13 protein-coding genes and 1 riboswitch are annotated in these 15,010 nt (G+C 43.2%); of the genes, 8 read left to right on the top strand and 5 right to left on the bottom strand.

Translation table 11 applies throughout. The features are described 5' to 3' along the window. Window positions 1-53 precede the first annotated feature (53 nt). The 3 genes from PBAL39_RS13690 to PBAL39_RS13680 all read left to right on the top strand — a co-directional run bounded on the left by PBAL39_RS13690 (window position 54) and on the right by PBAL39_RS13680 (window position 3,795). The gene (locus PBAL39_RS13690) at window positions 54-245 is read left to right on the top strand and encodes a cold-shock protein (protein ID WP_008242415.1); all 192 of its coding nucleotides are present in this window, start codon (window positions 54-56) and stop codon (window positions 243-245) included. A gap of 253 nt (window positions 246-498) precedes the next feature. Continuing rightward, the gene (locus PBAL39_RS13685) at window positions 499-1,581 is read left to right on the top strand and encodes an acyl-CoA desaturase (protein ID WP_008242409.1); all 1,083 of its coding nucleotides are present in this window, start codon (window positions 499-501) and stop codon (window positions 1,579-1,581) included. Between the two features lie 177 nt (window positions 1,582-1,758). After that, window positions 1,759-3,795 (top strand): tetratricopeptide repeat-containing sensor histidine kinase, encoded by a 2,037-nt coding sequence (locus PBAL39_RS13680; RefSeq protein ID WP_157274027.1) that lies wholly within the window; start codon window positions 1,759-1,761, stop codon window positions 3,793-3,795. A 10-nt stretch (window positions 3,796-3,805) separates the two neighbouring features. Here PBAL39_RS13680 and PBAL39_RS13675 read toward each other — a convergent pair whose 3' ends face one another. Continuing rightward, window positions 3,806-4,216, bottom strand: a complete 411-nt coding sequence (locus PBAL39_RS13675; RefSeq protein WP_008242401.1) for a response regulator — start codon at window positions 4,214-4,216, stop codon at window positions 3,806-3,808. A gap of 219 nt (window positions 4,217-4,435) precedes the next feature. Between PBAL39_RS13675 and PBAL39_RS13670 the strand changes: the two genes are divergently transcribed. Then, window positions 4,436-4,951 carry a GNAT family N-acetyltransferase gene (locus PBAL39_RS13670; RefSeq protein WP_008242399.1) on the top strand — a complete coding sequence of 172 codons (516 nt, stop codon included), beginning with the start codon at window positions 4,436-4,438 and terminating at the stop codon, window positions 4,949-4,951. Between the two features lie 119 nt (window positions 4,952-5,070). Next, complete coding sequence (locus PBAL39_RS13665; RefSeq protein ID WP_008242398.1) at window positions 5,071-6,210, top strand: acyltransferase; 1,140 nt, start codon at window positions 5,071-5,073, stop codon at window positions 6,208-6,210. Window positions 6,211-6,214: 4 nt separating this feature from the next. Here PBAL39_RS13665 and PBAL39_RS13660 read toward each other — a convergent pair whose 3' ends face one another. Beyond that, entirely contained in the window at window positions 6,215-7,150 is a 936-nt protein-coding gene (locus tag PBAL39_RS13660) for a methylenetetrahydrofolate reductase (RefSeq protein ID WP_232282955.1), read from the bottom strand. A gap of 160 nt (window positions 7,151-7,310) precedes the next feature. Further along, window positions 7,311-9,617, bottom strand: coding sequence for a 5-methyltetrahydropteroyltriglutamate--homocysteine S-methyltransferase (metE, locus tag PBAL39_RS13655; protein ID WP_039866635.1), 2,307 nt, complete (start codon window positions 9,615-9,617; stop codon window positions 7,311-7,313). A 168-nt stretch (window positions 9,618-9,785) separates the two neighbouring features. Further along, a riboswitch (cobalamin riboswitch) is annotated at window positions 9,786-9,967 on the bottom strand. 174 nt (window positions 9,968-10,141) lie between these two features. On the opposite strand from metE, the gene PBAL39_RS13645 reads away from it, so the two are divergent. Further along, a complete protein-coding gene (locus PBAL39_RS13645; RefSeq protein ID WP_008242391.1) occupies window positions 10,142-10,603 on the top strand; it encodes an Lrp/AsnC family transcriptional regulator in 462 nt (153 codons plus the stop codon). Window positions 10,604-10,652: 49 nt separating this feature from the next. Here PBAL39_RS13645 and PBAL39_RS13640 read toward each other — a convergent pair whose 3' ends face one another. Continuing rightward, window positions 10,653-11,165 (bottom strand): hypothetical protein, encoded by a 513-nt coding sequence (locus tag PBAL39_RS13640; protein WP_157274026.1) that lies wholly within the window; start codon window positions 11,163-11,165, stop codon window positions 10,653-10,655. Between the two features lie 237 nt (window positions 11,166-11,402). Between PBAL39_RS13640 and PBAL39_RS13635 the strand changes: the two genes are divergently transcribed. After that, window positions 11,403-13,442: an alpha-galactosidase gene (locus tag PBAL39_RS13635; RefSeq protein WP_157274025.1), complete on the top strand. Its 2,040-nt coding sequence runs from the start codon at window positions 11,403-11,405 to the stop codon at window positions 13,440-13,442. A 171-nt stretch (window positions 13,443-13,613) separates the two neighbouring features. Next, complete coding sequence (locus PBAL39_RS13630; protein ID WP_008242388.1) at window positions 13,614-13,964, top strand: DUF2200 domain-containing protein; 351 nt, start codon at window positions 13,614-13,616, stop codon at window positions 13,962-13,964. Between the two features lie 41 nt (window positions 13,965-14,005). On the opposite strand, the gene PBAL39_RS13625 is transcribed toward PBAL39_RS13630, so the two are convergent. Continuing rightward, on the bottom strand, window positions 14,006-15,010 hold a 1,005-nt coding region (locus PBAL39_RS13625; protein WP_008242386.1), incomplete at its 5' end, for a serine hydrolase.

The following is a 15,010-nucleotide window of genomic DNA, read 5'->3' as shown; positions in this document are numbered from 1 at the left end:
TTTAAAATATCAATTTAAATGATTACATTTGATTATAATTTAAATAAAGTACAATGCAACAAGGAACAGTAAAATTTTTCAATGAGACAAAAGGTTTTGGATTTATCGTACCAGCTAATGGTGATAGCGAAATCTTTGTTCATTCATCTGGCTTAATGGATAACATTCGTGAGAATGATTCTGTAAGCTATGACGTCGAGCAAGGTAAAAAAGGCTTGAATGCAATTAATGTTAAGATCAGCTAATCAGATTTCCTTCATAAATTGATAGAAGCATCTACTTTACGGTAGGTGCTTTTTTTATGGCCCAGGAATAGCAGAACTTGATTTATTTTTAAGCTTGTTTAAGTATGTTTATAGATATTTAAACAATTTTGATTGTCAACTGTTCATTCATTGTATAGTTGATCTTTTAGTGATCATCTCCCACATCCTCTTTAATTCAGCATAGATATTAACCCATCGTTTGTCGCTTTAAATTGATCAAACAAATAATATCATGTCAGAAATCATTAAGTTTTCGCCTAATAGGGGCACTCATTTTTATGCTACGGTACGACAACGTGTAGATCATCTTTTCGCTACTTTACAGATCAGCAAACATGCAAATCCCGGAATGTGGGGAAAAACAGCTTTTTTTCTTACCGTTCTCGTTGCGACTTACCTGCTTATCATATCCAATCTTTTTTCGCCAATGTTTATGCTACCCCTTGCACTGGTGCTGGGAATGTTCAGTGCATTTGTAGGTTTCAATGTTTGTCATGATGCCATTCATAAATCATTATCTTCCAATAATAAAGTAAACAGGTTGTTCGCCTTTGTATTTAACCTGGTGGGAGCAAACCCATATGTATGGAACATCACACACAACATCGTTCACCATACTTACACGAATATCCCTGGTCATGATGAAGACATTGACATTGCCCCAGGTTTGATCAGGATTTCGGAAGATGATAAAGTGAATGCGATTCAGCGTTTTCAACATTGGTACGCCGTTCCGCTGTACGGAATGGCATCGCTTTCCTGGGTGTTCAGGAAAGATTTTAAAAAATTCTTCCAGACCCGGGTTGGTGGCCGTACCTCTGACCATCCCAGGAAGGAGTATTTCAAACTGTTCTTTTACAAAGGTCTATATTACTTTTTATTCATTGCACTTCCACTTATGGTTCTAGACATTGCATGGTGGCAATTTCTGATTGGCTTTTTGACATTACATGTGGCTCAGGGGCTCACCATGGGACTTGTATTCCAGCTTGCCCATGTGGTTGAAGGAACTGCTTTTCCCGTCCCGAATGCGGAGGGGAATATTGAAGAAGTCTGGGCTGAGCACCAAATGAGGACGACAGCCAATTTCGCTACAGATAGTTGGCTTGCTGCATTTTTTCTTGGCGGATTAAATAGACAGATTGAACATCACTTGTTCCCGAAGGTCTGTCACATTCATTACGGTAAGATATCCGGAATCGTCAGGGCCACGGCAGCTGAATTTAATATTCCCTATATTGAAAGTAAGACTTTCTTCGCTGCATTGCATTCTCACTACAGGATCCTGAAAAGATTTAGCAGACAGGTTACATAGTAGTCGGGATGTCCGCGTTGTTGTCGTGCTGAATTCCGCGCCACATTCGCTGACGGAACAGTCACTTCTTGGTATGGCATTTGACCAAGTTCGTTTAGTATTTTTTGGTCATCCCTGATTGTTGTGTTTTCTGGCGAATATTTACCCTAGTTTATTAGTATCCTAAAATATTGAAGTTTGAAAACCAACTACATTTGCGCTGTGCATATGGTGATCGTTCACCTGTGTATGGCTATAGCTCTAATTTGCCTGTTGTCTTGTGGCAAGGAAAATCTTGATACAGATAAGGAATTTCGCATCTTTTTGAAACAGGCGGATAGTCTGAACTTTGCAAATCAGCAGGGTGCTGCACTTGCCATCCTGGAAGCGATCAGACCAATATTACCTAAACTACCTGCAGTTCAGTCTGAATACTACCAATTGGCGGCCGATGCCAGTGGACATGATCTCGAACAGATGAACTTGTATGCTGACAGTGCCCTGATGTGCATAGAAATGCATACCGACGGACGCCCTAAAACCAAGGTTTATCTTGCTGCGTTGATTAAAAATGGAGAGGTTAAGTTTTTGCGTAAACAGTACCGGGAAGCATTGCGTTACTACGAACTCGCAAGACAGGTATCTGGTATTGAAAGTTGCAATGACGGCTCTGTTACTGGCAAGATTGCAGGTATTTACTTCGATCAGAAAAATTATCGGCAGGCAGCAACATATTGGTCGGAGAGTTACCGTCTCCTCGAAAGTTGCCAGGAGGACGAATCGAGGGAAAAGCTTTTTTCACAAAAACACAATGCATTAATCCATACTGGATTGGCTTATCAATATGCAGGGGATTTGGATAGTGCACGTCATTATTACCAGATGGACCTGAAATTTATCCAGGCGGTATCCCGTTCGAGCATGGATTGGGAGTCCATTGCACCTGCATTGATTTCCTTGTATGACCATATGGGCGGACTTGAATTGGATGCAAAGCGGTATACGCTCGCTGATTCCTTACTAAAGGCAAGTGTAACGGTTGAGGTTCCTGAACCTGACGTGATGAAGGTTCCTCCATTACTCAAGCTGGCAAATTTGTATCTGAACACCAACCAACGGGAAAAGGCTGCCGCCGTATTTAAATCGAGCGAAACCTTGCTGAACCGTCACCCATCGGCGGATCAGGCTTCCAGATTGTCATGGTACGAATTGTATTCCCGCTATAGCTATAAGTATGGAAATCCCGCGGATGCCTATCTTTATCTGGGTAAATTTAACAGACTGAAAGATTCGCTTGATCTTAGTTCCTCCAGTCTGCTCAAGCTGGATATAGACCGCGAATTTAAGTCCATCAATCAGCAGCAAATGCTGGAGAAATTAGCCCAGGCCAACTGGCTGAAGAAAGTGTACATCATTGTTGCCGGACTCATGGTGGTATTTGCGATAGTGATCATTCTATTCATCTACAGAAGTCTCAAACGAAATCGTAGAAATCAGGAGGAGATACATTTGAAAAACGTTCAGCTGGAGAAACTGAATAAGAACAACATTAAAATTATGCGGATCATGGCTCACGACCTTAGAAATCCTTTGGCTGGGATCACGGGACTTGCGGACATCATCCTTATCGATGATCCTGCGCTGACTGAAGATACCAGGCACATGATAACCCTGATCAAAAATACAGGGACAAACTCACTGGAGATGATTAATGAACTGCTGGATTCCGGGTTGGCGGAAAATGAAGACATTATGGTCACGGAAGTACAGGATGCAGAAGAAATTTTATGCGATTGTGTGGAGCTGCTGCGTTTCAAAGCCGCTGATAAACAGCAGCAGATAAAATATATAAGGAATAAACTTCCGACCTTTGCGCATTTGAATTATCCTAAGATCTGGCGTGCGTTTAATAACATCATTGTGAATGCGATTAAGTTCAGCTATCCCGATTCCACTATTCGCATTGAAGTTACGCTCAATGCCGATGACCTCCTGATCTCTATCGCAGATAGCGGTGTAGGCATACCTGAGAAAGATAGGGAACGGGTGTTTGACATGTTCTCTGCGGCGAAAAAAACGGGGACGAGTGGAGAGGTTCCTTTTGGGCTAGGCCTCTCCATATCTAAATCGATCATTGAAAAACACAATGGTAGGATCTGGTTCGAAAGCCAGGCCGGAGTGGGAACCACATTTTTTATCAGGCTGCCTTTGGCAAAAAAGCACGGAATTATCTAGCGAAATCTTTTTACTTACCTGAGGATTGATAGGGTTCCATAATTTCCTGCAGCCTTTCCCTGCTGATGGGCTTAATGATGTATCCATCCAGTACCGATTTGAATTCTTTATACTTTTGTAGGTCGACATCAGCGAAAGAAGACGTAAGGATATATTTATGAATTGGTTTTTCAATTCCGAGAGAAGGCAATGCAATCATTAATTCCCATCCATTCATCAGCGGCATATTTACATCTATGAACATGATGTCTGGCAGTTTTTCTGAATCATGAGCGACTCCTTTCAGGTAGTCTAAGGCGGCCTCTCCATTGAGGCAAGTTTGGATATTTGACCTCAACTCCACCTTCTCTATCAGTTTTTTTAGTATGAAGGAGTTGATCTCATCATCGTCGACCAATAAAATATTTATCTTTTCTTTCATAGTGCTCAGTCGGCTTACCTATTCGGTCATTGTTTACATCCAGATAACATTTGTACTTGAAAATCGGCAGATGATGATGTGTAACATTGCTGATGTATGATGCCTGATCTAATATAATTAGTTGAATAACAAAACATAATGGCCGGAAGGCTAATTTTTTTGCGGCTGAAGCCCGGGTAAAATGCTCCTTTATAAAGAAAAACGCCTTAATTTTAGCATATGGAATATGAATTTAGAAAGGCTGAGGCTGCTGACCTCGATCAGATATGGAGTATCATACAGCGGGCCATTATTCGGAGAAAAGAGGATGGCAGTGAACAGTGGCAGGATGGTTACCCCAATCCGGATGTTATCAGGAAAGACATGGAGAGCGGCAGTGGGTTTGTACTGACTGATCATAGTGCAATTACTGGTTATGTTGCAATCCTGACAAATGATGAGCCTGCGTATGCAAATATTGAGGGCAAGTGGTTGACTGACGATGATTTCGTAGTGATTCATCGTGTCGTTGTTTCTGAAGACCATCTTGGAAAAGGCCTGGCAAAAAAAATACTTGGATTTGTAGAGGAATATGCCATCAGTAAACAGATCTACAGCATTAAAGCCGATACGAACTTCGATAACATTGCCATGATGAAAATCTTCGAAAAATTAGGATATATCTATTGTGGAGAGGTCTTCTTTAGGGGGAATCCAAGACGGGCGTATGAAAAAGTACTGCCAAAATTGATTTAATTTAGCCGCTGCAAAATTTAGAATCGGTTTTACTCTGAAATTTTTTAGGCGGGTGTGATAATTTACTATATTCACAACTTGCCTCTAAAAGCCAGGGGTACTCAAACCGGATTTATCTTATGCTAAACACACAACTCTCCACGGCTTCTTTTGCCGACACAAAACCGCATTACAATGTTCTTGATGGACTGCGTGGAGTGGCGGCCATCACAGTGGTATGTTTTCACATCTTTGAAGCTTTTGCAACGAGCCACTTAGACCAGCGGATCAACCACGGGTACCTGGCTGTAGATTTTTTCTTTATACTGTCGGGATTTGTGGTTGGTTATGCTTATGATGACCGTTGGGGAACGATGAAAGCAAAAGATTTTATCAAACGCAGAATCATAAGGCTTCATCCGATGGTGGTAATGGGGGCCGTCATAGGCGCAATCCTGTTTTATTTTCAGGGATGCTCGGTATGGGATGTGTCGAAAGTGACCGGGCTTGCTTTGCTGTTCGCCACTTTGTTAAATTCATTGTTGATCCCTGCAGTTCCCGGGCATGAGGTTCGGGGACTTGGGGAAATGTTCCCCTTGAATGGGCCTAGCTGGTCTTTGTTTTTTGAGTACATCGGCAACATTCTGTATGCCTTGTTTATCCATAAATTTTCTACGAAGGCCCTTGCGGTGTTGGTGGTGATTGCCGGATTCGGTTTGGCATCATTTGCCATATTAGGACCTTACGGAGATATTTGTGCTGGATTCTCACTGACAAAAATAGAGTTTACTGCAGGATTCCTGAGAATGATTTTTTCTTTTTCTGCCGGACTTTTTCTTTCCCGTATTTTCAAACCTGCTAACGTAAAAGGTCCATTCTGGATCTGCGGTGTTGCTATCGTTGCACTCCTCGCTGTACCACGAATCGGTGGTGCAGAACATCTTTGGATGAACGGTTTGTACGATACGGTGTGCTGCGTTTTGATTTTTCCGTTTCTGGTATACCTGGGGGCTTCAGGGAAAAGTACCGATCGGTTTACGACAAGGATATGCAAATTCCTGGGAGACATTTCCTATCCTTTATATACCGTTCATTATCCTTTCATATACTTGTATTATGCCTGGGTCAAGAACAATCAGCTTACATTTGAAGAATCATTCCCTGGTGCAGCAGCAGTGGTGACAGGGAGTATCATTCTTGCTTATATCTGTCTGAAATTGTACGATATTCCTGTTAGGAAATACCTGACCAGGCAATTTTTAAAATCGAAAGCTGTATAGAGAATTAAGGGGTTCCACCTGTTGAAACAGCTGCCGTTTCCCTCAGGCCTTTCTTTTTCAGCTTTTCAGCAATCTGATTCACCATGTAGATTGATGCTTCGATTTCGTCTTTCCTGATGGCTACACTTTCAATGTTAAAGCCAAAAGGAACACATTGTTTGGAGCAGAATTCCATCAGCTCTTCAGCAATATCCAGGCAAACATTGACTGATCTTTCCAGCATATTGTCGGAATGTCTCAATTCCTCTTTCAGCGGAGCAGGGATATGTATGCCCAGCCACTCCATGAAATGAAGGGTTTTTGCCGAACCGCATGCGGTAAGAGTGAAGATCATCGTAGGCGGGACGGCCTGCGTTTCCCGGCATGTTTTGCAAAGGTCTTCCACTACTTTTTTGGCGTAGGCGACATCGAATACACACTGCGAAATGAAATAGGACACCCCGCAAGCGGCCTTATCCAGGATGCGTTTGTCTTCATCCTTTAACACCTCGTGTCTTTCTGAAATTGTTACCGCACCCATTACGGATGTTGCTTTATGTTTACTCCAGATGTCGTATGCTTCTGGTAAGCTGATCTTCACAGGGAAGTCGGGCGCAGGAACACCTACAAAAACAGGGTAAAAGTGATGCTGGTGAAGATGCTCCAGCCATTCGGATAGTTCTTCTTTATAGAATTTTCCTGCAGGGCGATAAATGATTTTAGGTATTTCCAGCGCCTGGAGGTACTCGCGGGCAAAGTTGAAAGGATCATAAGCTTTCAAAAAGGGGAATGGCCTTTCTTCAGTGGTGCGGGCAGACTCATCCTGTACGTCGTAAACGATGAGCGCATCGATATCCAAAGGAATAAGCCTTGCGATGGTTCTTTCGGCAATTTCAGCAATCCGTTCAGGGAGTGTCTCTGATTTTGGAGGAGTGATGCCGTATGTTAAAATTCCAGACACGCCGGATTTAATTTTATCTAGGAACATAGAAAATTTTTGCTGGTTAAATATAATGGTTTTTCTTCCATCACGAACGTTGAAGCTTAGAGATGTTTTTTTTGAAGGCTGATCAGTTGAAAAAAGCACTGCAGAGCGTGATTGTCTGCAGTGATGGTATGATTTAAACGATGCCTTCTACATTGATCAGCTCCCTTGCCTGTTTGGCAGCGGCAACCATATTTTCAAGTGCAGCTTTCGTTTCCGGCCATTTACGTGTTTTCAATCCGCAGTCCGGGTTTACCCAAAGGTGACGTGCCGGTAGCAGATCTGCTGCTTTAGCCAATAACGAAGCCATTTCTTCTGTAGTTGGTACCCTTGGCGAATGGATGTCGTATACACCTGGGCCTATCTCATTCGGATATTCAAAATGAGCAAAAGCCTGTAGTAGTTCCATTTGCGACCTCGAGGTCTCTATCGTGATGACGTCTGCATCCATTGCTGCAATGTGTTCAATGATGTTGTTGAACTCACTGTAACACATGTGCGTGTGGATCTGCGTTTTGTCCTGCACACCGCTGGCAGTGATACGGAAAGCTCTTACCGCCCAGTCCAGGTAATGCGGATGTTTGGCTTTTCTTAGTGGCAGACCTTCACGGATGGCGGCTTCATCGATCTGAACAATACCGATACCGGCGGCTTCCAGTGCCATTACTTCATCACGGATTGCAAAGGCAATCTGGTTGGTCGTCATTTCACGAGGCTGATCGTCGCGGACGAACGACCATTGTAAAATCGTTACCGGGCCTGTCAACATGCCTTTCATTGGCTTGTCCGTTTGCGAAGCGGCAAAGGTGCTCCAGCGTACGGTCATGTCATTAGGTCGACTTACATCACCATAAATAACCGGTGGTTTCACGCAACGGCTGCCGTAGCTTTGCACCCATCCGTTTTTGGTGAACAGGAATCCATCCAGCTGTTCGCCGAAATATTCCACCATATCGTTACGCTCGAATTCTCCGTGAACCAATACATCCAGACCAATCTCTTCCTGCCAACGGATGGCATCAATTGTTGCCTGTTCAATGGCCTGATCGTATTGCTCCAGCGTCAGCTCGTCTTTTTTGAATTTCGCACGCAGCTGACGGATGTCGTCGGTTTGCGGGAAGGAACCGATAGTTGTTGTTGGGAATGCCGGGAAGTTAAACCGTTCGTGGTGCAGGCGCTGACGCACAGGGAATGTACTTTGACGGGTTGCATCGGCGTCACTGATGGCAGCGATGCGGTTTTTAACTTCCTGTTTGTGGACTTTTTGTGAGGATCTTCTGCTTTCGATGGCGGCCCTATTGGCTTCCAATAAATCGGTATTCCCCTCAGCAATCTGGCGGATTTCACTAACTTCAGTCAACTTTTGCTTGGCAAAGGCCATCCAATTCCTGATCTCCGGATCAATGGCTGTTTCCAGTTCCAGGTCGATTGGGCTGTGTAAAAGCGAGCAGGAAGGGGCGATGATTACTCTATCGGCACCCAGTTTTTCGATGGTTTTATTGATCAGGTCTAAGGACTTCTGGTAATCGTTTTTCCAGACATTACGGCCGTCAACAACACCTAGCGAAAGCTGCAGGTGGTCGGGGATCAATGCCAGTACCTCTTCCAGTTGTTCTGAGGCACGTACCAGGTCTATATGTAATGCTGTAACTGGAAGGTTTACCGCCAGCTGCGTATTGTCCAGCAATGCTTCAAAATAAGTGGCTACCAATATTTTGATTCCGCTGATGCGGTTTGATATTGCGCGGTAGGCGTATTCAAACGCTTCTTTCTCTTTTTTAGAGAGGTCTAGTGCCAGACATGGTTCATCCAGCTGGATCCATGTAGCGCCCTGTTGCCTTAACCTGTTGATGATGTCTACGTATACAGGTACCAGTGCTTTGATCAGGTCGACACGCTCAAATCCTTGTTCTTTTTCTTTACCGAGCAATAAATAACTTACTGGTCCAAGCAGTACAGGTTTTGCCTTTTCACCAAGTTGTTGTTTGGCGCTGTTGTATTCACTGAAGATATTTTCATTGAAGATCCTGAACTCCTGCTGAGCTGTAAATTCAGGTACGATATAATGGTAGTTGGTATCCAGCCACTTGGTCATTTCCATCGCGGTGATGTCCAGACCATCTTTCTGATAACCACGGGCCATTGCGAAATAAAGGTCAATTTCATTATTGGATTTGATGTCCGACAGCACCGGTGAATAACGCTGAGGAATTACGCCTAACAGCAGGCTGGTATCCAGCACCTGGTCGTAGAAACTAAAATCATTGCAGGGGATCAGATCAATGTCTGCATCCAGCTGCGTCTGCCAGTTTTGTTCTTTGATGGTACGTGCTACCTTATTCAGCTCGGTAAGGTCAATCTTTCCTGCCCAATATTGTTCGCAGGCTTTTTTCAATTGTCGTTGGCTACCAATTCGCGGGTAGCCGAGGTTTTGTGTTAACATCTTTTCAACTTTTTAAATGGTTAATAATCATTGTAACAAGCTCCTCATGATCTCAGGATACCATGCGCAAAGCTTCAGGGTAGAATGTAGGGGCGCAGGCAGCATGAACCATAACAGTCCTACAGGCATTGTCCGTATCAATCTGACATCAAGCTTCAATCGCGAAAGCATCGTCAATACGGAAGAGGCAGGTATCCTGACTTGTAACAGTTTTTATCGTCCTTCCCGCACAGCAGTGGAGCTCATGGACAAAAACCTTTATGTTACTTACAGTTGCGCGACAGTTCGTGATTTACACACGATTCCCTATTAATCCACAGCTAAGTAAAACCTTTTCCGATTGTTGAAATATGCAAAGAACTCTAATTATTACAAATCAGCTTTAAACTCCAACAAAGATACATTTGAAGATTATAAAACTTCTTTAAACATAATATTAAGGTAAAATCACTTGTTTTTAAATGTATGTAAGGATATTGTGCTTTTAATGGTTTATTTTTATCAGGCATAAGGGATATTATTCTATGAACGGATTAGACGAGACTGATTTGCTGTTGCTGAAGATACTTGCCAACAACTCAAAACATACCAATAAGGAACTTGCCGCCCTGGTCAACCTTTCGCCTTCACCGGTTTTTGAAAGGATGAAGCGACTGGAGGGAAACGGTTATATCAAGAAGTACATTGCAATTCTGGACGCCGAAAAATTCAACCAGGGCTTTATTGTTTTTTGTAACATCAAGCTCAAACAGCATGATAAAAAGATAGGACATCAGTTTGTAGAGGACATCCTCAATATTGACGAGGTTGTGGAGTGTTATAACATCTCCGGAGATTATGATTTTATCTTAAAGGTTTATGCCAGGGATATGAAACATTACCAGGATTTTGTATTTAACAAACTGGGATCTGTGGAAAGTATTGGGAGCACACACAGCACCTTTGTGATGGCAGAGATCAAGAACACCCATAATATTAGTTTTTAGCGGTACAATAGCTGCTGACGTCGTGGACTGATGATTATAAATTGAGGTTTTAGCGGATGCTGTTTGCTTTCTCAAATTTTGATTTTGCCTGGTAATTTGCCTGGTCATTCGTACTGATGACCTTATGAAGTTCCAGTCGCTTGTATGCTAAATTTGAAATGTCAGTCTGTGCTTTTTGCGCCCTGGCAGCATCACCTTGAAGCGTGACGGCCATGAGCTGCGCTTCAAGTATGTCAATGTCTTTTAGTTGAAGCAAAGCTTCGTAATACTTGATCGATGCTTCCTTTAATGGCTTCCCATCCTGGAGGTCACCAACATCTGTCCGGTCAATTTCTTTGATCACCTTTGACAACTCAAGATGCTGTTTTTGTCCGATGGAAAGTGCTACATCAGGTTTTCTTGCAATCAAAGCCTCCAGTCGGCTGCTTTCCATGCTATCGGCAACAAGTATCCGGAAAACCTTTCGTTCCGCGGAATCAAGGAGGGTATTAAAGTCATGTGCCTTTTGGGATTGGCAGGAGCAAAGTGTTGCAAGTAGCAATAGTAAAACGAGATATTTCATAGAGAGATGATATCATCATATAACGTTCCCTTACTGGATATTGTTATGAATTTTTTCAATCTTCCAATGTTCTGAACACCAATGTCGGCTCTAATTTGCTTATTGTGTTGAAGATTTCTGAAATCGTCAACGAATGGTGATTATTGAATGCAGGAACTACAGAAATCCTGAAATAAATGTAGATAATAGCCAGATTGTGATAATTTAGTGCTTCGAACACAAATGAATAACCAAGCTATGAGAAATACATTGTCAGCACTCTTCGCTGTTGCCACTTTATTATTTTTTACTAATGAGGGGCTCGCCCGGAGTACCGATCCGAAACTGGTTACCATCCCTTATGGAGTAGGGTCTAAAATTGTTTATCACCTGAACAGTGGGACTTATGACGTCCTGACGAATGGTAAAACCTACATCTATGAAGCGTTTAGTCAGGTAAAGAACAAGCAAAAGCTGCTGTCCAGCAAGGACTATCAGCAGGCTAAGCTTCAGCAAAGCAGTTGGAAAGATAGTCCGGGGGGTGGTAAAAAGTATACCATTACGCTGAGCCGGGCTGGGCTGCCTGATATGAAACAGGTATTCTATGTGAGTCCAAAACAAGAATACTTTCTTACTGAGGTGCTGTTGAGTGGAATGAAGCTAAGCAGTAATTATATGGCGGCGCTGATTTCCAATAAAGCCATGATCCACGCTAAAGGTGACAACCGGAGTTTATTTGTGCCGTTTGACAATGATGCTTTTGTGAGGTACAATGCAAGGTCAACACAGGAAAGAATTGAAAATGTCAGTTCGGAGCTTGGTGCCTTATATGAGAATAATTCGAGAAAAGGAATGATTGTGGGTTCTGTGGAACATATGGTTTGGAAAAGTGGCATCAGGATGGATGCTGATCAGGATGAACTATCGACGCTTGAGGTCTGGGGAGGTTATGTGGATGAAAAGGTGACGCGGGATAAACAGGAGCATGGGGCCGTCAGCGGAGAGCTGATTAAATCTCCGTTGGTATTTGTAGGTTACTTTACGGACTGGCGACTTGGTCTCGAGGCTTATGGAAAGGCGAACAGGCTTGCTGAAAAACCTTATGTGTTCAATTGGAAGAACGCGGTGCCTTTTGGCTGGAACAGCTGGGGCGTGATTCAGGAGAAACTCAACTATGAGAAGGCGACGAAGGTAGTGGATTTCTTTGCGGATCAACTTCCTGACTTCAGGAATGGCAATACCGCTTACATTGATTTGGATTCTTTCTGGGATAACCTCACTGGTGGCATGAGCGGCGACTACACCAAGCTAAAAGCCTTTGCGGATTACTGCAAAAGTAAGGGGCTTGAGCCGGGTGCCTATTGGGCTCCATTTACAGACTGGGGTTTTCAGGGTGGTGGCAATGGAACTGCTGAAGGCAGTAATTATAAGTTTCGGGAAATGTGGACGAAGGTAAATGGCGGTTATCATGATTTCGATGGAGCAAGGGCATTGGATCCTACGCATCCTGGAACCAGGGCGCGAATTGATTTCATCATCGGGAAACTGAAAGAATGCGGATTTAAAATGATCAAGATTGACTTCCTGGGCCATGCGGCAGCTGAGTCTACCGGTTTTTATGACCCTGCTGTTACTACGGGTATGCAGGCTTATCGTTCTGGAATGGAATACCTGATTGATAGGATGGAGGGACAGATGCTGGTCTACGCGGCAATTTCGCCAAATCTGGCTACCGGCAGATATGCGCACATCAGAAGAATTGCCTGCGATGCCTGGAAAACAATCAATGATACTGAATACACATTGAATAGTGTAAACTATGGTTGGTGGCAGTCTTACCTCTATAATTTTGTCGATGCAGATCATGTCGTCTTTGCCAATGAGTCTGAAGGCGCCAACCGCGCAAGGCTAACATCGGCATTGATTACGGGCACATTAATTCTGGGAGATGATTTTTCCAGCCCTGGTCAGTGGTCCGCGAGGTCACAATACTTTCTTAAAGATCAGTCCTTGTTGAACATTGCGCGCTCAGGGGACACATTTATTCCGGTGGATGGCAATACCGGAGACCGTGCTAATGAGCTGTTTGTTAGGAGAGAGCGTGATTTTGTTTATGTGGCGGTATTGAATTATGGATCCAGTGCTAAAGGATTTCATGTCCCTTTAAGTCGATTGGGTCTGAAGGAAGGTGCTTATTCTGCCCTGGAGTTATTCAGCAAGAAAGAGTTAGGGCTGAATAAAACGCTGGATGTTGACCTGGAGGGTTCAGACGCTATGATCATTAAAATAAAAATCTAGCCGTATTTTAAATTTTTCATCCTTTAGGATGATGATCCCTGTCCAAATTAAGGCAGGGATTTTTTTGACTCAAAAAGTCGATTGTTTGTGTCCTTAGGGCTATTTGCTTAATTTTTTGAGGGTGTTGGAAGTGGTTATGAAAATTAATTATCTTTAGTAAAGCATAAAAAAATGAAAAACACCAAAATATTTCAAACTGCTTTTGCAAGTGTTTATCCGCATTATGTTACTAAAGCCGAGAAAAAAGGACGCACCAAAGAGGAGCTCCATGAAGTTGTTTTCTGGCTCACCGGGTACAATGAACAGGAATTACAGCAACTGATTCTTGATAGGACGGACTTTGAAACCTTCTTTGCGGAAGCTCCACAGATGAATCCCAATGTATCCAAAATTACGGGACTGATATGTGGTTATCGTGTAGAAGAGATAGAAGATAAACTGATGCAGCAGATCCGTTACCTGGACAAGCTGGTAGATGAGCTGGCCAAAGGAAAGGCAATGGAGAAGATCTTAAGGAAATAAATCATCCATATCCCTTTGTCTGGCATGTCGTGATACCATCACTATTTCTCAATCACATAATGGAAGTTTTTTCCATGCTGAATCAAAGTCATTTCATGTTTTTCCCTGTCGAACTTTAACACAGCCCCTAGTCCCTCATTTTTAAATTCATCTTTAGTCACCGCATCAAGAGGAAATGAAGGCTGACCGGTAGCCTGCACGACCAACACCGCAGCAGACTTGGTGACCGCAATCTTCAGGGGCAAGTCTTTGCTTGTGTAATTGCCCAGTAAGTCATCCAGATCCTCAGGTTTTAAATCTACAACTGTAACCACGGGTATTTTGTAAGGCTGGTTATAATAGCTACTGAGCATAGCAATCAATATATCATTCATGTTGTAGTTCAGGCCGTTGATGCAGAGCGTGAAAGACAGTCCGTCTTCAGGAACTGCGTACATTCCGCTGTAGGTGCCAAAAGTTCCTCCATTATGTCCGATTACGGTTTTGCTGTAAAAGGGCATTCTTAACAACCCCATAGCAAGCGTCTGCGGTCCTTCAAAACTTTTCATCTTGCTGAGGCTTTCTGCACTGGTCATCTTGCCAGACATCAGGGCCTGGATGAAAGTAAGTAAGTCCTGTGGTGTGGATAAGATGTCACCAACACCAACCACATCAGGAAAGTAGATATCGGTTACCGGATTCCATCCCGTCATTTGTTTATAAGATCTGGCTTCCAGCGGCTGGCTGCTATTGACGGTGCCTGCAATGGTGTTTTTTAGTCCGATCTTGTCCAGAATTCTACTTTTTAATGCTACAGGATATGTCTTCCCGGTGATCTTTTCCAGGATGTATCTCAGGATGAGGTAATTTCCATTAGAATATACCTGTTTTGCACCAGGCTCGAAATGAGGACTGGCTTTAGAAATCTTTTCCAGCAATTCCACCTTTGTGTGAGGGCTTACGATCCACTCCAGGTTTTCATTTACATAATCCGCAAGTCCACTGGTATGGTTGAGCAATTGTGCGATGGTGATCTGTGCTGCATTGGGCATCTCTGGAAAGAACTT

Source organism: Pedobacter sp. BAL39, from assembly GCF_000170795.1.
Taxonomy (GTDB): Bacteria; Bacteroidota; Bacteroidia; order Sphingobacteriales; family Sphingobacteriaceae; genus Pedobacter.
This window is presented reverse-complemented; position numbering and strand designations above follow the sequence as displayed.